The 19,234-nt window shown below is 67.4% G+C and carries 16 protein-coding genes; 6 read left to right on the top strand and 10 right to left on the bottom strand.

Features of this window, described 5'->3' with window-relative positions:
- Window positions 1-102: 102 nt before the first annotated feature.
- The 7 genes from D472_RS0116585 to D472_RS0116550 form a co-directional block, all read right to left on the bottom strand.
- Window positions 103-1,116: an ABC transporter permease gene (locus D472_RS0116585; protein ID WP_017605597.1), complete on the bottom strand. Its 1,014-nt coding sequence runs from the start codon at window positions 1,114-1,116 to the stop codon at window positions 103-105.
- 70 nt (window positions 1,117-1,186) lie between these two features.
- Window positions 1,187-2,320: a cobalamin B12-binding domain-containing protein gene (locus D472_RS0116580; protein ID WP_017605596.1), complete on the bottom strand. Its 1,134-nt coding sequence runs from the start codon at window positions 2,318-2,320 to the stop codon at window positions 1,187-1,189.
- Entirely contained in the window at window positions 2,317-3,678 is a 1,362-nt protein-coding gene (locus tag D472_RS0116575; protein WP_152447982.1) for a PP2C family protein-serine/threonine phosphatase, read from the bottom strand. The genes D472_RS0116580 and D472_RS0116575 overlap by 4 nt, the downstream gene beginning before the upstream one ends.
- Before the next feature lie 445 nt (window positions 3,679-4,123).
- Window positions 4,124-5,935, bottom strand: coding sequence for an ABC transporter substrate-binding protein (locus tag D472_RS0116570; protein ID WP_017605594.1), 1,812 nt, complete (start codon window positions 5,933-5,935; stop codon window positions 4,124-4,126).
- Window positions 5,936-6,005: 70 nt separating this feature from the next.
- Window positions 6,006-7,031: an ABC transporter permease gene (locus D472_RS0116560; RefSeq protein ID WP_026117767.1), complete on the bottom strand. Its 1,026-nt coding sequence runs from the start codon at window positions 7,029-7,031 to the stop codon at window positions 6,006-6,008.
- Window positions 7,032-7,201: 170 nt separating this feature from the next.
- Complete coding sequence (gene pgi, locus D472_RS0116555; protein ID WP_017605592.1) at window positions 7,202-8,890, bottom strand: glucose-6-phosphate isomerase; 1,689 nt, start codon at window positions 8,888-8,890, stop codon at window positions 7,202-7,204.
- Between the two features lie 143 nt (window positions 8,891-9,033).
- Window positions 9,034-9,900 (bottom strand): ion transporter, encoded by an 867-nt coding sequence (locus tag D472_RS0116550; RefSeq protein WP_026117766.1) that lies wholly within the window; start codon window positions 9,898-9,900, stop codon window positions 9,034-9,036.
- 154 nt (window positions 9,901-10,054) lie between these two features.
- Between D472_RS0116550 and D472_RS0116545 the strand changes: the two genes are divergently transcribed.
- From D472_RS0116545 to D472_RS0116525, 5 genes are all read left to right on the top strand, one after another.
- Window positions 10,055-10,375 (top strand): hypothetical protein, encoded by a 321-nt coding sequence (locus D472_RS0116545; protein ID WP_017605590.1) that lies wholly within the window; start codon window positions 10,055-10,057, stop codon window positions 10,373-10,375.
- Between the two features lie 463 nt (window positions 10,376-10,838).
- Window positions 10,839-11,630, top strand: a complete 792-nt coding sequence (locus D472_RS0116540) for an SAM-dependent methyltransferase (RefSeq protein ID WP_017605589.1) — start codon at window positions 10,839-10,841, stop codon at window positions 11,628-11,630.
- A 91-nt stretch (window positions 11,631-11,721) separates the two neighbouring features.
- Entirely contained in the window at window positions 11,722-13,005 is a 1,284-nt protein-coding gene (locus tag D472_RS0116535) for a DUF2786 domain-containing protein (protein WP_026117765.1), read from the top strand.
- 69 nt (window positions 13,006-13,074) lie between these two features.
- Complete coding sequence (locus tag D472_RS0116530) at window positions 13,075-13,860, top strand: RNA ligase family protein (protein ID WP_017605587.1); 786 nt, start codon at window positions 13,075-13,077, stop codon at window positions 13,858-13,860.
- A complete protein-coding gene (locus tag D472_RS0116525; protein ID WP_017605586.1) occupies window positions 13,844-14,968 on the top strand; it encodes an AAA family ATPase in 1,125 nt (374 codons plus the stop codon). Before D472_RS0116530 ends, D472_RS0116525 begins: the two co-directional genes overlap by 17 nt.
- An 8-nt stretch (window positions 14,969-14,976) precedes the next feature.
- Here the strand turns inward: D472_RS0116525 and D472_RS0116520 are convergent, their stop codons facing one another.
- On the bottom strand, window positions 14,977-15,426 hold the full coding sequence (locus D472_RS0116520; protein ID WP_017605585.1) for a pyridoxamine 5'-phosphate oxidase family protein: 450 nt from the start codon (window positions 15,424-15,426) through the stop codon (window positions 14,977-14,979).
- 321 nt (window positions 15,427-15,747) lie between these two features.
- Here D472_RS0116520 and D472_RS26835 point away from each other — a divergent pair, with 321 nt between their 5' ends.
- A complete protein-coding gene (locus D472_RS26835) occupies window positions 15,748-17,019 on the top strand; it encodes an MFS transporter (protein WP_017605584.1) in 1,272 nt (423 codons plus the stop codon).
- A 13-nt stretch (window positions 17,020-17,032) separates the two neighbouring features.
- Here D472_RS26835 and D472_RS0116510 read toward each other — a convergent pair whose 3' ends face one another.
- Window positions 17,033-18,730, bottom strand: coding sequence for an ATP-binding protein (locus D472_RS0116510; protein WP_017605583.1), 1,698 nt, complete (start codon window positions 18,728-18,730; stop codon window positions 17,033-17,035).
- Window positions 18,731-18,987: 257 nt separating this feature from the next.
- Window positions 18,988-19,161: an FxSxx-COOH cyclophane-containing RiPP peptide gene (fxsA, locus tag D472_RS27700; RefSeq protein ID WP_017605582.1), complete on the bottom strand. Its 174-nt coding sequence runs from the start codon at window positions 19,159-19,161 to the stop codon at window positions 18,988-18,990.
- Window positions 19,162-19,234: the final 73 nt, after the last annotated feature.

The following is a 19,234-nucleotide window of genomic DNA, read 5'->3' as shown; positions in this document are numbered from 1 at the left end:
CCGTCCATCGTCGGGAACGTCACCCGCAGGTCGTCCACGCGCACGACCATGTCGACGGGAGCGGAATCACTCATGTGGGACGCCTCTCTTGGGTCGGGGCACTCAGTCGTGGAGACGCACGCGCGGGTCGATCAGCGGGTACACCAGGTCCACGATCAGGTTGCAGATGACGATGAAGAACGCACCGAACAAGGTCACTCCGAGGATCACCGGCAGGTCGCTCTGGGTGATGGCCTGGACCGCGTAACGTCCGATCCCGTTGAGGGAGAAGACCTGTTCGGTGAGGACCGCGCCGCCCAGGACCAACCCCAGGTCCAAACCGAAGATGGTGACGATGGGGGTCAGGGTGGGGCGCAGGGCGTGCTTGAGCACGACCTTGCGTTCGCTCAGCCCCTTGGCCCGTGCGGTGCGGATGTAGTCCTCGCCCAGGGTCTCCAACATGCCCGCGCGGGTCTGGCGGGCGTACATGGCCGCGTGCAGGAAAGCCAAGGTCAGCCACGGCAGGAGTAGGCCCTGGACCCACCCGAAGGGGTCCTGGGTGAAGGGCACGTAGCCGGGGGTGCCGAACAGCCCCCAGGCGTGCACCAGGAAGGCCAGGGCCAGCAGACCGGTGAAGAAGATCGGCAATGAGACCCCTGCCAGGGCCACGCCCATCGCCAAGCGGTCGAACAGACTACCCTTCAACACCGCCGAGATCACACCCACCGCGATCCCGCCGACCAACCAGATGACGCCGGCCCCCAGGGCGAGGGAACCGGTCACCGGCAGCCGCGCCAGGATCTCGGGGAAGACCTCCTGATAGGTCTGAAAGGAGTACCCGAAGCAGGGGGCGGAGCATTCGATGGTCTCGCGTCCGAACCGGTACTCGGCCCCGAGGAAGATGCCCCGGACGAACTCGCCGAACTGCACGGCGATCGGTCGGTCCAACCCCAGCCGTTCGATGGTGGCCTGGATCGCCTCCGGTGTCGGCGCGCGCCCCACGTACATCGTGGCGAGCTGTTCCGTGGTGCGTCCCGCCCAGCGCGGTACCACGTAGAAGATCGCGAAGGTGACCATGGTGACCACGGCCAACAGGAGCAGACCGGCGCCCAGACGGCGCAGGATGTAGGTCAGCAACGCTCGTGCCTTCTGTCCGTAGGGGCCAGTCCAGCCGTGTCGGCCCGTGTCAGGCCTTCACCTTCCGCCCCTACGGTAACCCAGAGTCACGAATTAATGACGCAAAGGATCGACCCCGTGCGTCTCCGCCCGCTCGAACACCGTCGAACAAGGCTCGCCCGGACCGCAGGATCGCACACGTGCGGGGATAGTCGAACAATTCACGTTCGAGGAACAGCAGTACCTCGGCGACGCTGTCCAAGGGCACGCCTCGCGTGCGCAGGACCACGCGGGTCCAATCCAGGAATCGAGTGAAGACCTTCTCGTCGTCCACGTAGAGCGCGGTCGCGAGGAAGTCCACGATATGTCCCAGGTCCTCGACCGTGCGGTCCAGAGCGGCTTCTCCCAGACGTAGTCCACGTGCCTCGTAGGACCTGCGTGAGTGTTCCGTCCCCGAACGCACCAGGTCACGCCGGCGTCGCACCAGGCTCGCGTACTCCGCCGGAGGGGCCAACACCTCCTCGACCGGCCAAGGGAGCGTCAGCGGAAGCTCACGCTCCAACAGATCGGCGGCCGAGCGAGCATCTGCCGCCCACAGGGTGGCCCCCAGTGCTCTGGCCAGGGAATCGTCAGGACCGAACCCCGCTCCCCCTGCGATGACGGGCACACCGGTACGGGTGGCGGCGGTGATCATACCGTGGGCACTGATCAGATGAGAGGGCAGGGAACAGCTCAGAGCGACCACGTCCGGAGTGGCCTCCTGCAGGTACACGGCCAAGTGGTGGGCGGGGACGCTGGCCCCCAGGAACGTGACCCTCCAGCCACGCAAACGAAGCACGTCGCCCAGTAGCCGGACCGGCAGCCCATGCCACTCCCCTTCGACACAGGCCGCCACCACGGTCCCTCGTCGATCAGTGCTCCCGATGCGGGCCAGCCCATGCTCCAGTACCAGTCCCGTGGCGCGTTCGCTCACGTGCGTCGCCGCGTGCTCCTGAGCGACCGACAGCTCGTTGGCCTGCCACATCACGCCCACACGCGTCTGGACGAGGGCGATCACCTCCAGCAGGATCGTCTCATGGTCGGCGCCGGTGGCCAGTGCCTGGCGAATCAGCTCCAGAGCGCCTTCCTCGTCCCTGATCCGCACCCGCTCGAAGAAGGCGTCGGCGAGCCGATCGGTCCGATGCCGCGCCGGCTCGGTCGGTGTGATGCTCCCACCGATACTCATCCGGTACCTCCCTCTCCGGCCGGACGGGCCTGGATCGCCAAGATGGTGATGTCGTCGTGCTCTCCACCGTCCAACCAATCGTCCACGACCTGGGCGATCCGGTCGCAGATCGCCGGCGCGGGCATACTCCCGCATTCACCGAGCAGGCGGGACAGGCGTTGCTCTCCGAGCATCTGCCCGCCGAACAGCGGGTTGCGGGCCTCAGTGACGCCATCGCTGTAGGCGACCATCACTTCCCCGGGCTCCAAGGTGAACTCCACGGTACGAAAGACCGCTTCCTCCAGGGCTCCCACGAACAGACCACCCACGACCACCTCCCTCACCGAACCGTCCACGCCGACCACCAACGGAGGCATGTGTCCCCCTCCGGCCATACGAATGCGCAACCCGCCCCCGGGCAGGGGTAGCCCCGTCCCCAGAAGCATGGTGCTGAACTTCTCCGGGTCGGTCCGCAGGAGCAGGACGTTGAGCAATTCCAACAAACGTTGGGGATCCTGTTCCACCAACCGCAGGGCCGCCAAGGACTGTCGGATCATGCCGGTCAACAGTGCCGCGTCGTTGCCCTTGCCGCACACGTCGCCAAAGGAAAAGTCGAACCCCTCTTCCACCTCATTGACCTGGTAGAAGTCACCCCCGATACGCTCGGCCTCGACCGCGGAACGAAACGAGGCCCCAAGGAGCGCGTGTTCGATCACGGGCAATGGTTCGGGCACGAGCGCGGCCTTGAGGGTCGCAGCCGTACGCGCCTGGTACTGGTACATGCGCGCCGAACTCAAAGCGGTCCCCACACGCTCGGCGTACTCCGTCAACGCTTCGATGTCGGTGGCGAAGGATCCGGAGGTCCGGTGCACCACCAGCGCGCCCGCGACCCGCGGCAGCCCGGGAACGGCGAACGCTCGCAACGCTCCCGGAAGGGCGCCTTCCCCGACCATCGAGGTGACGAGTCCTTCGACGGGATCATCGGGCTTGGGTTCGACCACCGTACGCGCCCCGTCCAAGAGCTCGCCCAGCCAGTTGACGTCGAGTGCGGTGGAAGCGGGCCAGACACCTTCGGTGGTCACGATCCGACGAAGGTCGCCCTCGGCCGTGAAGGCTCCCGTCCAGCGAACGGCACCGCCTTCTTCGGGAAGAAAGAGCAGACACAGGTCCGCGACCTCCGGCACGGGAGAGCACACGGCCTGTTCCACCAAACGCTCAGGCTGCAGGATGTTGCCGACCTCACGCGCGGCGTGTCGAAGGCGGGCCTCGACCGAGGACCTCCCGGAGCCGTTCGTTCCCGAAGTGGGCCGAAGGCTCCCCTCCTCCTTGGAACCCCCACGTTCCCAGGGTGCTGACTCACTGATGATGGAAGCGGACACCACGGGACCTCCCCAGCTGTGGACGAGCCTCGCCACGGTCCCAAGGGCCGTCTCGCCGTTCCTGTCGGACCCGTGGCAGCGCGGTACCGGGTACACGGTCCCTCTTCGGTCCGACTACGGGACCGATGGAGTGGAACCGGGAACCTCCGCCGGCGGGAGGCGAATGGTCCGACCTGTCACGCTACCCGTAGTGGACCATGACGTGGCCACTCGGTGAGGAAAGTCGCCGTGCGACGATGTCGTGCTCCTCTCGGCCTCGCGCAGGGTGTCTTCGGGAGGAAAAGGAGATCGAGCGGAGTTCGCGGGTCGGCTCGGAGCCACCGAGCCCATCGTGTTCCCCACCGGGAGGATCATCACCGCTCAAGCGGGCTCGACCCCGACGCGGACGCTCCGTGTCGGGGCCGAGCCGGAAGAGACGCGGCCGATGTCGGCGGAGACGCTCCACCTATTCCCTGGTGGTTCCCAACGCCATGTAGTCGTACATGCTGTAGCCCGCGTGGTAGTACACGTTGGTCAGGTTGGTCGGCCGATAGAGCACGGTGCGTTCGAACACCGCCGGCAGGATCGCGGCCTGTTCCATGGCCCGCTCGTCGATCCGCTGGTAGATCTGAGCCCTTTCCTCCTCGTCCTCCACCGCGACGACCTCGTCGAACCACTCATTGATCTGGTCATCGTCCAGCTCGGAGATGTTGGAGTTACCGGCGTCCTGGATGGCGTCCCCGTCCAGGATCTTGCTCATGAACCCGTAGCCACTGGCCCAGTCCGGCGCCCACCCGTACACGGTCAGCCCCAGGTCGTTCTCGTGCACGAAGTCCGGGGAGCCCGCCTGGGTGTTGGTGTAGGTGTCGGACGGGTACTGCTTGATCTGCGTCTCGATGTTCACCCGGGCCAGGGCCTGTTGGAGCGCTTCGGCGGTACTCACGTCGGAAGGGCGGTCGGCACGGGCACCGATGGAGGTGGAGAACCCATCGGGCTCCCCGCACTCCTCCAGCTTTTCCTGGGCCATCTCCAGATCGCCCCTGCCGTCCTCGGACGGATACGGATCGATGGAGGGGTCCGCCCCGGGCAGCGCTCCGGGCATGATCTGGGTGGCGATGTCGCCACCGGTGTCACCACCCCAGGCACGTTGGAGGGCGTCACGGTCGGCCGCGTACAGAATCGCTTGGCGGCAGGCCAGGTCGTCGAGGGGCTCCACGACCGTGTTGACGTTGAGGTAGCGCAAGGTGTTGCCCTGCGGGTTGTCGACGTTGTGCCGCTGTCCCTCATCGGCGATGAGGGTGCCCCTCATCGCCGGGCCGACCCCCGCGCCACCGAGGTCCACGTCGAGTTCACCGTTGACCAGTCGCTGGTCGATCTCGTTCTGATCGACTCCGAGCTGCACCTCGACCCGGTCGGGCAGGGCCCTGCGGGTCGGGTCGCTCGAGGCGTCCCACTCTTCGTTGCGCACCAGGTTCAGGGACACCCCCGGACGGTACTCCCCGTCGAACTTGTACGGCCCCGAGGAGATCACGTGGCTCTGGTATTGCTCACCCCGGTCGGCGTCGGCGGGCACCGGCGCGGTCTGCGGTTGGATGAGCAGGTACGGGAACTCCGAGAAGCTCGTGTTCAGGTGGAAGACCAGCGTATGGTCGTCGGGCGTCTCGATCCCGTCGAACCCCTCGAGCGGGTCTCCCCCGTCGGCGTAGGGGCCCTCGTAGTCGTCGCTATTGGCCAGCAGGTCCTGAAAGTACTTGGGCCCATTGGGCAGTGCCCGGTCACCGAAGTTGCTGCGCGCGATGGCGTACTTGATGTCCTGGGCGGTGATCTCCGTACCGTCCTCGTAGCGCAGGCCCTGTTTGATGCGTACGGTCCACTCGGTGGAGTCATCGTTGCCCTGAGGCATCTCCTCGGCGAGGTCGGGTCGCAGTTCGATGCCCTGTTCGCCGGGGGCTTCGGTGTAGGTGAGCAGGGTGCGCGCGTAGTAGCGGGAGAAGTTCCAGCTGAACGCGTAGTAGGTGTTGCCCGGATCGGGCGAGTCGAAGTCGGCGGCGATGGCGTAGCGCAGGGTGCCACCGGTCTCGTCGGAGGGATTGACGATGGTCGTCTCCCCCTCGTTGAACTCGGCGTCCGACTCTCCCCCACCGCCGCCACCTCCGGCGCCACCGCAAGCGGCCAACAGCAGGGTCAGGGCGGTGCCTGCCGCGGCCGGAGCGGTGGTTCGTCGGAGCAGGCGACGCCACCGGTGCGGCCCCTGACGCGTGAAGTGATGGGTGCTCACCTTGCCTCCTGATCGAATTCGCTGGTGGGGTCGTGCGGCGCACGTGCCGGTGTGCGTCCGGTCGGGCCGGTCAGTCGGACGAGCGCGGGTCGAAGGCGTCACGCAGGCCGTCACCGAAGAGGTTGAACGCCAAAACGGTGATGAAGATGGCCAGGCCCGGGATGAGCACGAAGTGCGGCGCGATGGTGTAGAAGCGCAGGGCGTTCTCGAGCATCCCGCCCCAGGTCGCCATGGGCGGGTTGATACCCACGCCCAGGAAGCTCAGGGCCGCCTCGAACAGGATGTTCGTGGGGATGAGCAGGGTGGAGTAGACGAGGATGGGGGTGATGAGGTTGGGCAGGATCTCGCGGAAGACGATGTGTCCACTGCTCGCCCCCAGGCTGCGGGAGGCCTCCACGAACTCGCGTTCCTTGAGGGTGAGGGTCTGTCCACGCACGATGCGGCCGATGTAGGGCCAGTTGAAGAAGCCGATGATGAACACCAGGACGCCGATGCGCAGGTTGTTGCCCTCCAGCCCGAAGGCTCCGTCGGGGATGACACCGACCAGGGCGATGGCGAACAGCAGTAGAGGGAAGGCCAGGAAGATGTCCATGGCGCGGCCGATGACGGTGTCGACCCAACCACCGAAGTAACCGGCGAGGACTCCCAGGACGGTGCCGATGAGGACGCACACCAAGGTGGCGACGGTCGCGACCAGCAGTGAGGTGCGGGCACCGTGGACGATGCGGCTGAACAGGTCGCGTCCGTTGACGGGTTCCACGCCCAGAAGGTGTTGGGCGCTGATGCCGCCCCAGGGGTCGAGTCCCCGGGAGGTGTCGTCGGGGTCACGCAGGACACCGCCGGTGAGCGGGTCGATGAGCCTTTGGTCGAACTGGTTGGGAGGCTGACCGAACCAGGTGGTGAGCAAGGGTGCGCACAACGCGACGAGGATGAGGAAGAGGACGACGATGCCTCCGGCCATGCCGACCTTGTCTCGCCGGAAGCGCTGCCAAGCGATCTGGCGCAGTGATCTGCCGGCCGCGTTCTCCGCTCCCGCGGTGACCGCTTCGGGGTCGGCGTGCTGGGACGACTCGGGCACGTCCATCGGCGTGGTCATGGACCCCTGCCCCCACTCTCCCCGTGCGTGACTACCAGACCACGAAGAGTGTGCACGAGGGGAGGAGGGGGTTTCCAGTGTCCGCGCCGACCATCGATCAGCGAAAGAGCACTCAGGTTCGACGACGAGGGACCGGGACTCCTTTTGCCCAAGGACCCGGCCCCTGCCCGCTACCGGCCGCGCAGCTCCCGGTAGCGGCGCACCAGAGCATCGGTGGAGGTGTCCAGGTCACTCACCTGGGCGCCCTCGGTGAGCGCGGGCTCCACCTTCTTGGCCAGGACCTTGCCGAGCTGGACGCCCCACTGGTCGAAGGAGTTGATGTTCCACACCGCGCCCTGCACGAACACCTTGTGCTCGTACAGGGCCACGAGCTGACCCAACGTCGAGGGGTCGAGTCGCCGCGCGAGGATCGTGGTGGTGGGTCGGTTGCCCTCGAAGGTACGGTGCGGCACCAATTCGGGGCGTACCCCCTCGGCCGCGACCTCCTCCCCGGTCCGCCCGAACGCCAGCGCCTGACCTTGCGCGAACAGGTTGGCCATCAGCAGGTCGTGCTGGGGCACCAGGTTCTCGGGCAGGTCCGGGGCCGGGAGGGCGAAGCCGATGAGGTCGGCCGGGACGAACCGGGTGCCCTGATGCAGCAACTGGAAGTAGGCGTGCTGGCCGTTGGTGCCCGGGGTGCCCCACACCACCGGCCCGGTCTGCCAGGTGACGGGCCGCCCGTCACGCTGGACGGACTTGCCGTTGGATTCCATGTCGAGCTGTTGCAGGTAGGCGGGAAAACGCGACATGTGGTGGCTGTAGGGAAGGACCGCGTGCGACTGGGCCTCGAAGAAACCGCCGTACCACACCCCTAGCAGGCCGAGCAGGAACGGTAGGTTCCGTTCCACCGGCGCGGTGACGAAGTGCTCGTCCATGAGGTGGAACCCGGCGAGCATGCGGCGGAACTCCTGGGGGCCCAGCGCCACCATCAGGGACAGACCGATGGCCGAGTCATAGGAGTAGCGTCCACCCACCCAGTCCCAGAACTCGAACATGTTGGCGGTGTCGATGCCGAACCCGGCGACCTCGTCGGCGTTGGTGGACACGGCCACGAAATGCCGGGCGATGGCCTCAGAACCGGCGCCCAGGCCGTTGAGCAGCCATTCCCGAGCGGCGGCGGCGTTGGTGATGGTCTCGATGGTGGTGAAGGTCTTGGAGGCCACCACGAACAGGGTGCGTTCGGGGTCGGCGTCGATGAGCGACTCGTGCAGGTCGGCACCGTCGACGTTGGAGACGAAGCGGAACTCCAGCCCCCGGTCGGTGTAGGGACGCAGCGCCTCATAGGCCATGGCCGGCCCCAGATCGGACCCGCCGATACCGATGTTGACCACTCGGGTCACCGGCTTGCCGGTATGTCCGAGCCAGGTGCGTGAACGCACCTTCTCGGCGAAGTCGGCCATCTTCTCCAAGACCCGGTGCACCGCGGGGACCACGTCGTGTCCGTCGGCGTGGATGACCGCCTCGCCAGGTGCGCGCAGGGCGGTGTGCAGGACCGCGCGATCCTCGGTGAGGTTGATGTGCTCACCACGCAGCATGGCGTCCCGTAGGCCGGCGACCCCGGTGGCGGCGGCCAGGTCGGTGAGCAGGCCCAGGGTCTGGTCGGTGATCAGGTTCTTGGAATAGTCGACGCGCAGGGATCCGACATCGAGGGTGTACCGGTCGGCCCTCCCGGGATCCTCGTCGAACAGGCGGCGCAGATGTGTGGCACCGAATCGGTCGCGGTGCTCGCGCAGACGGACCCATTCGTCCCTGCGGTCCAGCGGGATTTCGGCCCGGTCACCGACGTCCTCGTTTCGGGGCAGGGGTGTGCTGGCGGACATCCGGTTGCTCCTCGTCGTCCGTGTTCTAGGTGGGGCGCACGGTGTACGGGGTACTCGACCGGCACGGCGCGCCCACTGCTGGCGGGCTGCCCCCAGCTTCCCACGAAAGCCGCCCACGGCGGCCCTTCGGCGTGTCGAAGGTGTCAGACCCGGCTGCGCTCGTCCTCCTGCTCGATCCGTACCTCGCGGAGGTGGGCCACCTCCTCCCGCAGAGCGCGCAGTTCGGCCAGGATCCGACGCTGCGCACCGTCGAGGTCACCGTCCGGACCGTCCTCCTCGGGCTCGGCTCCTCTTTCACCGGCGGAACCGCCTCCGGCCTCGCGTTCCTCGTGACCGGCCTTGTCCAACGCCTCCACCGCGACCGCGATGAACAGATTCAGGGCGATCAGTGTGGAAACCAGGACGAACACCACGAAGAAGATCCAGGCCAGCGGCTGGCCCTTCATCACTTCTTTGGCGATGTTCCCCCAACCGTCGGCGGTGAAGATCTGGAAAAGGGTGAACAGGGAGGTCCACAGGTCCCCGAAGTACTGGGGGGCGTGCTCGGCGAAGAGCTTGGTGGCCATCACCGCGGACACGTACAACAGCAACACCACCAGAACCAGGATGGAGAGCATGCCGGGCAGCGCTCGGAACAGGCCGGCCACCACGTGGCGCAGGGTCGGTATCACCGAGAGCAACCGCAACACACGCAGGACCCTGAGCACGCGCAGGACCGCGAAGGGTCCGCTGGCCGGCATCAACGCGATACCGACGATGATCAGGTCGAACCAGTTCCAGGGATCTCGGAAGAAGCCTTTGCGGTGGGCGTACACCCTCAGGGTCAGCTCGATGACGAACAGGGCCAGGATCACCCTGTCGACACCGGTCAGCAGGTCGCCGTGGGTCTCCATCAGCCGTTCGGAGGTCTCGAAACCGAGGATGACGGCGTTGATCAGGATGAGGGTGATGACACCGGCCTGGAACCAGGCGGCCTCGACCATGGATCGAACCCGTTCGCGCACGCTCACTGGGTGGAGAACTCCGTCTCTTACTGTGGGAGGACGACGCAAAAGCCTACCGTCGAAGAGCGCGAGCCGCCTTCGCCCTCGGTGCTCGGCGCATCGGTATTCGACGCTCTGGGCGGGCATGGACCAGATGAGGAACCGATGGGAGGGGGCCCCGGTGACGAAACCTTCGAACACGTCCGCGGACTTCGACCGAAACGCCACCGACATCGACGACGTCGACGCCGAGATGGACATGGGGGACCCGGAACAGGACACCGCCGTGGCGTACTACCTGGAGGAACACCCGGAGGACCACCGCATCGAGGAAATCGAGGACCATGAGGTACTCGGTATAGACGCCGAGGTCCGGCAAGAGGTTCCAGAAGAGCCACAGATCGAGCAGGAGCGCCCTCCGGTACCCGGGCGTGAGGAACTGACGGGCCTGCTGCGCGCCGAGCGGTACGCCGAACGCGTGGAGCGTTACCTGGAGCGTTGAACCGCCCCTGTGCCCTTCAGGAGGTGGGAGCCCACTTCCCGCACAAGGTCGTCTACCCACCCCATCCGCCACGGGCCGCGCTTCCTGGGCCTGGGTGATCGCCCCGAGCGCCTGTCGCGCGCGGTCCCAGGCCTGGAACCGTTGGAATCGTCCGGGGCCACCGAGTGCCGTGGTTCGGGCACCAGGTCCACGGTCAAGAGCGACGACGTGTCCGCGACCATGGGCTTCGACAAGATCCGTCACGTCGGGGAACCCAGACCGAGGTGTATCGTCACCCGCCTGGCGTGGCGGACCGGTCGGAGCGAGGTGGTCGAGGCCGAGTCGATGGCCACCCGGGAGATCGAGCCCGATCGAACCCGGAAAGCCTTGTACGGCGGGGAATCCGGCTTGTGGAATCGGGTACCGAAGCGGAAGAATACGGCTACTTACCGCAGTCACGTCAGTCTCCCCCCGAAAGGCACACATGACGGACACCACCCCCTCCATCGACACGACCGTCCCCCACTCCGCCCGGGTCTGGAACTACTGGCTGGGTGGCAAGGACAACTATCCGGTCGACCGCGAGTTGGGCGAACAGATCGAGAAGGCCTTCCCCGAGATCGCCGAAATCGCCCGCGCCGACCGCCAGTTCATCATCCGTGCCATCACCCACTTGGCCAGGGAGGAGGGAGTGCGCCAGTTCCTGGACGTGGGCACCGGCCTGCCCACCGCGAACAACACCCACGAAGTGGCCCAGGCCGCAGCCCCGGACTCCAAGGTCGTCTACGTCGACAACGACCCGATGGTGCTCGCGCACGCCCGAGCACTGCTGACCAGTACCCCTGAAGGCAGCACCCACTACATCGACGCCGACCTGCTGGAGCCCGAACCACTGCTGGAAAAGGCCCGTGAATACCTGGACTTCACGCAGCCGATCGCGCTGACCTTCATGGGCACTCTGGTGCACTACCCGGCCGACGACGACCTCTACGCCCTGGTCCGCACCTACGTGGACGCCCTGCCCTCGGGCGGCTTCCTGGCCCTGAACGACAGCACCGACACCAGTCAACAGATCATCGATTCGGCCGTGGCCTGGAACCAGAACGCCGCTCTACCCATCCACCTGCGCACCCCGAAGCAGGTGGAGGCCTACTTCGAAGGGCTGGAATTGTTGGAGCCCGGTGTGGTGTCCCTCCCGTTCTGGCGACCCGATCCCTCCCAGATCGGCGAGATCCGCGAAGCGGCCCAGTACGGCGGCGTGGCCCGTAAACCCTGAGCCTTGGGCGCCTCTTCCTGGTCGATGGGCACTCCTGTCCGACCGATAGGATGGCCTGCTGGCTTTGTCCCCTTTCGACCAGGGAGAACACGTGGGCAGGAAAGGCCGCGGGCGCGATGACGGCCGCAGGAGTCAGGGGTGGGAAGGCCCCGCCCCCTCGGACACCCCGGTGGAGGTGGTCGCCAAGGCCGTCGACGCCCTGGCCTACGGCCGAGAGGGTGCCGGTGTGGACCTGGCCGCGGCCCGACTGGCCGACACCGAGAACTCCCACTGGGCGGGGGCGGCCGCACGCGCGCTCTTCGACACGTTGCTGTTCGCCGTCGCCGACACCTGGGCACGTGGCTGGCAGCCCGCCGAGACCGTCCGACACGTACGGCGTGAATCGGGTCCCGTGGCCGCCGCCGTGTGCGCCGACGCCGTCACCGCCGACCTGGAACGCCACTCCACGGCCACCGTGGACCCACGCTGGCGCGAACAGGTGCGCTCCCTGGGCGTGGACACCTCCTGGGGCCCGGTGGAACGGCATCTGGACCGTGTCGCCGCAGAACACGGGCTGATGCGTTTCGAGACGGTCGAGGTTGTGCTGCGACTGTTGGCGCTGCTGCGCGCCCTACCGCCGATGCGCAGGCTGGGGCCGCCACCGGGAACGTTCCGACCCGGTGTCCGCACCTCGACCACGGCGGACCAGGGGCGCCTGCAACGGGTACGCGCCCTGCTGGCCAAGGCCGAGTCCACCGAGTTCCCCCAAGAGGCCGAGGCTTTGACCGCGCGCGCCCAGGAGATGATGGCCCGGCACAGCATCGATCTGGCCCTGGTGGCCGCCGACCCCGAAACACCCGAGGCCGCCTCGGCCCGTCGCCTGCCGGTGGACTCCCCCTACGACGAACACCGGGCGGTACTGCTCAACGAAGTGGCCCAGGCCAACCACTGTCGGGCCGTGTGGCACCGAGAATTGGGGTTGAGCACCGTGATGGGGTTTGCCGGTGACCTGGAGGCGGTGGACCTGCTGTACACGTCGTTGCTGGTGCAGGCCGAGACGGCGATGCGGGTCAGTGGTGCGGCGCGGGACCGGTCCGGGCACGGGGCGCGTAAGGACTTTCGGGCCTCGTTCATGTCGGCGTTCGCGGTGCGGGTGGGCGAACGACTCACCGAATCCGCGCGCGCGACCGAGGACGCGGTCGGCGCCGAGACCGGTACCGACCTGGTTCCGGTGTTCGCCGCACGGGAGAAGGCGGTGGAGGCCGCCGTGGACGAGGCGTTCGGAGCCTTGACCACCTCACGGGTGCGCGGTCCGGCCGACGCCGAGGGATGGTACGAAGGGCGTGCCGCCGCCGACGCCGCGTCCCTGGGTACCCGGACCCGCGTGGGTCGCTAGCGTCTCACTTCAAAGAGACCGGAAGAAAATCGGTGGCCGCAGACGTGCTCCGGCCGATAGAACCGGGGAATGCACAAATATCCGCGCACCCGGCATATTCGTGGATCCGCTCTCCAACCCGGGGACCACGACCTGAGCGCGGCCCCTTTCGAGGCGCTACACGGACGACACCTGGTGGTGGCGGAGAAACTCGACGGCGCCAACGCCGGCATCGGTTTCGGACCCGATGGCCGGCTCCGGTTGCAGAGCCGGGGCCACTACCTGACCGGCGGGCCCCGGGAGCGGCAGTTCGGCCCGTTCAAGGCCTGGGCGACCGCCCTCGTCCCCGTCCTGTGGCCACTCCTGGGCCGGCGCCACATCCTCTACGGGGAGTGGCTGTACGCCAAGCACACGGTCTTCTACGATGCGCTCCCGCACTACTTCTGTGCGTTCGACGTGCTCGACACCCGAGAGGGAGTCTTCCTGTCGACACCGCGCCGGCAGGAGTTGTTGGCCGGAACCCCGGTGGTCTCGGTGCCGGTGCTGTACAGCGGTTCTCTGAGCCGTCTGGAAGACCTGACCTCTTTGATGGGGCCGTCCCACTACCGAACCGTGCGATGGCGTGAGGCGCTGGTCGAGGCCGCCAGGGCCGGCGGCGTCGATCCCGAGCGGGCGCTGGCCGAAACCGACTCCTCCGGCCTCAAGGAAGGGCTGTACGTCAAGGTCGAGGAAGGCGATCGAACGATCGACCGATTCAAATGGGTGCGAGAGGGGTTCATCACCGCCGTCGTGGACTCGGGCACCCACTGGATGAATCGCCCCCTCATCGCCAACGGTCTGGCCGATCGGGAGGCGCTCTATGCGGGACTTCGCTGAACTGTGTCCGGCTCCCCCGCGCTGGAACCTGGACTGGGCCGCGGTGCGGGAGAGGTTCGGTTGGGTACGCGCCCTGGCCGGGGTGGAGCAGGACCCGGTGCACCACGCCGAGGGTGACGTGGAGGTGCACACCCGTATGGCCTGCGAGGCCTTGGCGGATCTGTCCGCCTGGCGGGCTCGACCGGAAGTGGAGCGGGTGCGGTTGTTCGCCGCGACCCTCCTGCACGACGTGGCCAAGCCCTTGTGCACCCGGCGTGACGAGGACGGGCGGGTCACCGCGCACGGACACTCGCGCAGGGGGGACCTGATGGTCCGCCGGATCCTGTGGGAGACGGGGGCACCGATCGCCTGGCGTGAACACGTGGCGACGCTGGTGCGCCACCATCAGGTGCCGTTCTGGGCGTTGGAACGTCCTGATCTGCGGCGGACCGTCTTTCGGGTGAGCCTTGTGTCCCGCAACGACGACCTGGCCCTCTTGGCCACCGCCGATATCCTCGGCCGCCACTGTGGAGACACCACCGAGGTGTTGGAGAACATCGACCTGTACGCCGAGTATTGCGCCGAACAACGCTGTCTGAACCGGCCACGCGACTTCCCCTCCGACCATGCCCGATTCTGGTTCTTTCGCAGACACGATCGGGATCCGGACTACGCCGCCCACGACGACACCCGACTGACGGTGACGGTGCTGTCAGGGTTGCCCGGTGCGGGCAAGGACCACTGGATCGGTCGGCACCGGCCGGACCTACCGGTGGTGAGCCTGGACGCGCTGCGCTCGGAGTTGGGGATCTCGGCCGGCGCGGACCAGCGTCCGGTGGCGGCGGCCGCGGCCGAACGCGCCCGTGAACACCTGCGCGCCGGTCATTCCTTCGTCTGGAACGCCACACACCTCTCCCGGGACCTGCGCGAGCGTTCCGTGGGTCTGGCCGCCGACTACCGGGCCCGGGTGGAAATCGTCTCGTTGGAAGCACCTCCGGCGGTATTGCGACGTCGGATGGACCGAAGAGAGTCCCCGGTGCCGTCCGCCGTGGTGGAGCGACTGGTCCGTAGGTGGGAGTGCCCCGATCCGACCGAGGCGCACCGGGTGGTCCATGAGTCGACCGCCTGAGCGTCGGTTCAGGCGGGGTCGGAAACCGGTCCGCTCGGGATGGTCTCCGGGGCACTCGTGGCCATGAGCCAGCGGGTGACGCCGACCTCCAGCAGACATCGAGCAGGGTCGGAGCCGTAGGGCGTGCGCGGATCCCAGCCGTAACGTCGGTCGAAGGCGGCGAGCACGTCGTCGGGGAAGTCCTCGCGCACGGTGGCCACCCCCTGGGCGACGACGGGGGCGTCGCCGTCCTCCAGGGCCAGGCTCACGCGGGGATCGCGCCAGGCGTTGCGGACCTTGACCGAACGGGTGGAGGCGCCGATCCACCACCGTTCACGCAGGTAGGCGAACCACACGGGGACCAGGTGGGGTGATCCGTCCGCGCGCAGGGTGCACAGCCACACGTTGTGGTCTCGGGACAGGCGCCGGTGGACGGTCTCGGGCGCGGTCAAGAAGTTCTCGGATTCGATGCCGGGCACGCTGCTCCTTCGCTGAGATCGTGGGCGAAGCGTAGAACCTCGACTCGTGTTGAGGTCAATCGAAAACCCTCACAAAAAACGAAATATCACGCTTTCCCTGGTTGACCTCCACCTTCGCGACGCTCACCTTGAACACGAACGGGCCAGGGAGAGCGCTCTTTTCCGGATAGCATGATCCGGGTCCTTTCGAGGCGCGTCGATCACGCTGCCCCGTGGCGCCCTGAGCCCCACCACAGCGGGTCTTACGTATTCGGATCCATCACCCCGACATCCTTTCCGGGGATTCCAAGGACGCACCTTTTCTCCACCGCGCAGAGAACGATGTCTGAAACGGACGAACACGCCGAAGTCACCGTTCCGTCAACCGTCCAGAGCCGTTGGCGCCTCCACTTCGCACTGTTGTGGAGCAGTGTGGCCCTGGCCGGCCTGGGCAGCATGACGTTCGGATTGGCGATTCCACTCCTGGCCCTGTTCCACACCGGCTCCCCCGCCTTGGCCGGGTGGATCGCGGCGGCGGGGATGGTGCCTCGCACCCTGCTACACGTTCCGGTCGGTCTGGTGGTCGACCGTCACGACCCTCGGACCGTCATGCTCATCGGGCTCCTGTGCCGCATCCTCTGCGTGACCCTGTTCGTGGGCCCGGTCCTGTTCCTCGGGGCCCCCGTGGTGATCCTGGCCCTGGCCTCGGCACTGCACGGGGTGTGCGCGACCCTGCACACCACCGCGGGGACGGCGGCCGTCCCCCACCTGGTGCCACGTGAGGAACTGGCCGGAGCCGCCGCCAAGAACGAGGCCCGCAACGACGCCACCCAGATGATCGGGCGCCCCTTGGGAGGCGCCCTGTACGGCGTGGCGCACGCCCTACCCGCTCTGTTCGACGTCGTGTTGTGCTTTTTGTCCCTGTGGGCGTCGCTGCGGCTGCCCCGTATCCGCCGCGATCGGGCCCGGCCTCCTCGGCGGCCGCTGGGACGTGAACTGGCCGGCGGATTCCTCTTGGTGCGCCGCGACGGTTTCCTCCTGTCGTCCCTGATGGTGTGCATGCTCACCAACACCCTGTTCCAGGTGGTGTGGCTGATCATCATGCTCAGAGCCACCGAGGAAGGGTTGTCCACCTTCATCCTGGGGCTGGTGTTGGCCTCGACCGGTGCGGGCGGCCTGTTGGGCGCGCTCGCCGCGCCGTATCTGGTCCGTCGGGTCAGTCCCGCCCGGATGGTCTGTCTATGCGCGTGGGCGTGGTCGGCCCTGACCCTGGTGCTGTCCACCGCGGATCGGGCCGGAGCCGAATGGCTGACCATGATACTGCCCCTGACCTGGGGCGGGATCGGCTTCGTCGGAGCACACATGAACGTCACCGTGACCACCTACCACACCGCACACGTGGCCCCCGAGCTGCTGGGACGGCTCACCGGCACCGTCCGCTTCCTCACCGGGGCCATGTTGCCCGTGGGGTTGTTGTGCGGGGGCCACGTCTTGGAGGCCTTGGGGGTGCGCACGACGTTGCCGTTGGTAGCGGCGATCACCACGATGATCGCCCTGGTGGTCACGGTGTTCGCGATCAAAAGGCCCCCAGTGGGGAGCGCGTCCACACCCTGAACGGTGGCCTCCGTCAGGCGCGGCGTCGCTCGTTCTCCCTCACTTCGGCCCGAATCTCGCCTCGGGTGCGCCTGGCCTCGGTGATCCCTCCTCCTCCCACCAGCGCTCCATCGAGCACGTCCAGCGCCGACCGGGCCTGTCCGGCCGACCACAGCACCTGAGCGATGCCCGTGCGCAGACTGGGGTCACCGTGCACTCGCCCCTCCACAGCGGTCAGGATCGCCAAGGCCGCGGAGCGTTCCCCCATCAGGAGTCGATTGCGTGCCTCGGCCACCAGTAGTCGGGAGACGGCGGCCCCCTCACCGATGGCCGCACAGGAACGTGCCGCTTCCGCGTAACGCTCGGCGGCGGCGCGGTGTTCGCCTCGTTCGAAGGCCAGGTCTCCCAGGAGCGCGGCGAACAGGGCCCGTGTCCACGGTTCCGGAGACGGCCGAGAGCTCAGCGCCCGCTCGGCGTGTTCGGCGGCCAGTGCCCTCTCGCCTCGGACGCGCGCCCCATTGGCGACGCTCAGTCGTTCCCCATCGGTCCACGTGCTCGGTCTTCGTACGTCACAGGGCGGGGCCGCCACCATCAATGGACGTGCCAGACGTGGGTGGCGCAGGACGTGACCGGAGCCGTGGTCGTGGAGGGTCACCAGGTGGCGGTCCTCCAGTGTGTGCACCACTCGCGGGGGTGGAGGGCCGTGCGGATCTCCTCGGGCCGAGCCGGTCGGACTTCGCCCACCGCAGAGCACGAGTTCGCGCAGCCAGGCCCGCGGAACGTCGGCCGGGATCAGGTGTTCGGCCGCGACCTCCTCCAACACACCGGAGAGGCGTTCGGCCAGGGCCCGGTCGATCTCGGCGTGATCCTCGGGGACCAGTGTGCTCGGGTCCTTGCGAGGTTCCTCCCACAAGGTCAGGCCCAGCAGCTGGAGCAAGGCGGGTTCGATGGTTCCGGTACGGGGGAGGGACGAGTCGCCGACGGCGCGGATCGTTCGGGCCTCCTCCACCAGTCGGTGGGGTTCGGCGGCACCGACTCCAGATCCCGCCCTGGTCAAAGACCCCGCGACCACGGCGTGGGCGATGTCGGGGGTGAACGGTTCCAAGGCCACTTCGGCGTGTTCGATCTCGCGTTTGTCCACGAGTCGGCGGAACTCGTCGAGGTGGCCGGTGCGCACGATCACCAATAGGTGTAAGTGCTCACCGATCTCCTCCTCCAGGGCCCCGAAGAGCTCGTCCAGGAAGTCCTTGCGCCACTGTTCGGGAACGGCCGAACGGCGTAGGAGGAGTTCGGTCTGGTCCAAGACCGCGAACAAGGGGCGGGAGCGGCCGTAGCGGTCGGTGGTGGTGTGGGTACGAAGGAAGTCGACGACCGAGGTACCCGGGCCGTGGGTGGGAAACTCCCGGGGGCTCCACAGGGCCAAGAGCGCACGAGTGTAGGGGTTCTGGGCAGGGAGCACCGCCGCGGGGAAGGAGGGATCGAAGCATAGGTCCCCGGTGGCCAGGACCGTGTGTCCCCGGTCGGCCAGCGCGGGCGCGGCACCGGCTCGCACCAACGAGGTCTTGCCGACGCCGTTGTCACCGTGCAGCACGGTGAGCCGATGGCGGCTCCAGGCACGGACCAGGGCCGTGGTCTCCTCGTCGCGGCCGAGGAAGAGATGGCGATCCCGGGCGAGGAAGGGCCGCAGCCCGATGAAGGGGCCGTGTGTGCTCCCGAGGACGGCTCGTGTCATGAAGCAGCTCCCGGCCGGCGAGGGTGGGGACGGTTATGGCGCGAAACAACGCTGCCCATGGTGTCACGAACCAGGGTCCACTTTCGAGACCTGGAAACATTCCTGTGGCCTTCGAGCTGTATCCGATCACGCCCGTGAATCGCCTCGGTGGTTCTCTAGGGAGATCCTCCGTAACGGCGTGCCGCGATCGCGGGCGCGAATCCACATCCGCAGCGACGGTGGAAAGTCATCCCCACCGCACGCAGCGGTCCCTTTCCTCATTCGGGGTCGTTGACGAAACCCGCCACCACCTCCATACCGGCCGTCCGCGGATCGAGAACCGACCGTAGGGCCTCCACGATCGCCGAACCACCGATCGCGTCCAGGTCACGTAGGGACAGTCCACCGACGTCGACCAGGACGGAACCCCCACCGAGCTCGCGTTCTCCCATGCCCTTCCTCCGCATCACCGTCTTTCGACGGACGACGTGAAAGGACGGAGGCCACCGCCCTTTCTCAAGGCCA

The organism is Nocardiopsis alkaliphila YIM 80379 (assembly GCF_000341005.1).
In the GTDB taxonomy this organism is placed as follows: Bacteria; Actinomycetota; Actinomycetes; order Streptosporangiales; family Streptosporangiaceae; genus Nocardiopsis; species Nocardiopsis alkaliphila.
Note: the sequence above shows the minus strand (reverse complement) of the source record. Positions and strands in the feature narration are given on the sequence as shown.

Bases quoted from the DNA above. Each gene is read 5' to 3' on its own strand.
- D472_RS0116580 (WP_017605596.1), bottom strand. From the start codon at position 2,320: ATGAGTATCGGTGGGAGCATCACACCGACCGAGCCGGCGCGGCATCGG.
- D472_RS0116560 (WP_026117767.1), bottom strand. From the start codon at position 7,031: ATGACCACGCCGATGGACGTGCCCGAGTCGTCCCAGCACGCCGACCCC.
- pgi (WP_017605592.1), bottom strand. From the start codon at position 8,890: ATGTCCGCCAGCACACCCCTGCCCCGAAACGAGGACGTCGGTGACCGG.
- D472_RS0116540 (WP_017605589.1), top strand. From the start codon at position 10,839: ATGACGGACACCACCCCCTCCATCGACACGACCGTCCCCCACTCCGCC.
- D472_RS0116530 (WP_017605587.1), top strand. From the start codon at position 13,075: ATGCACAAATATCCGCGCACCCGGCATATTCGTGGATCCGCTCTCCAA.
- D472_RS0116525 (WP_017605586.1), top strand. From the start codon at position 13,844: ATGCGGGACTTCGCTGAACTGTGTCCGGCTCCCCCGCGCTGGAACCTG.
- D472_RS26835 (WP_017605584.1), top strand. From the start codon at position 15,748: ATGTCTGAAACGGACGAACACGCCGAAGTCACCGTTCCGTCAACCGTC.
- D472_RS0116510 (WP_017605583.1), bottom strand. From the start codon at position 18,730: ATGACACGAGCCGTCCTCGGGAGCACACACGGCCCCTTCATCGGGCTG.
- fxsA (WP_017605582.1), bottom strand. From the start codon at position 19,161: ATGGGAGAACGCGAGCTCGGTGGGGGTTCCGTCCTGGTCGACGTCGGT.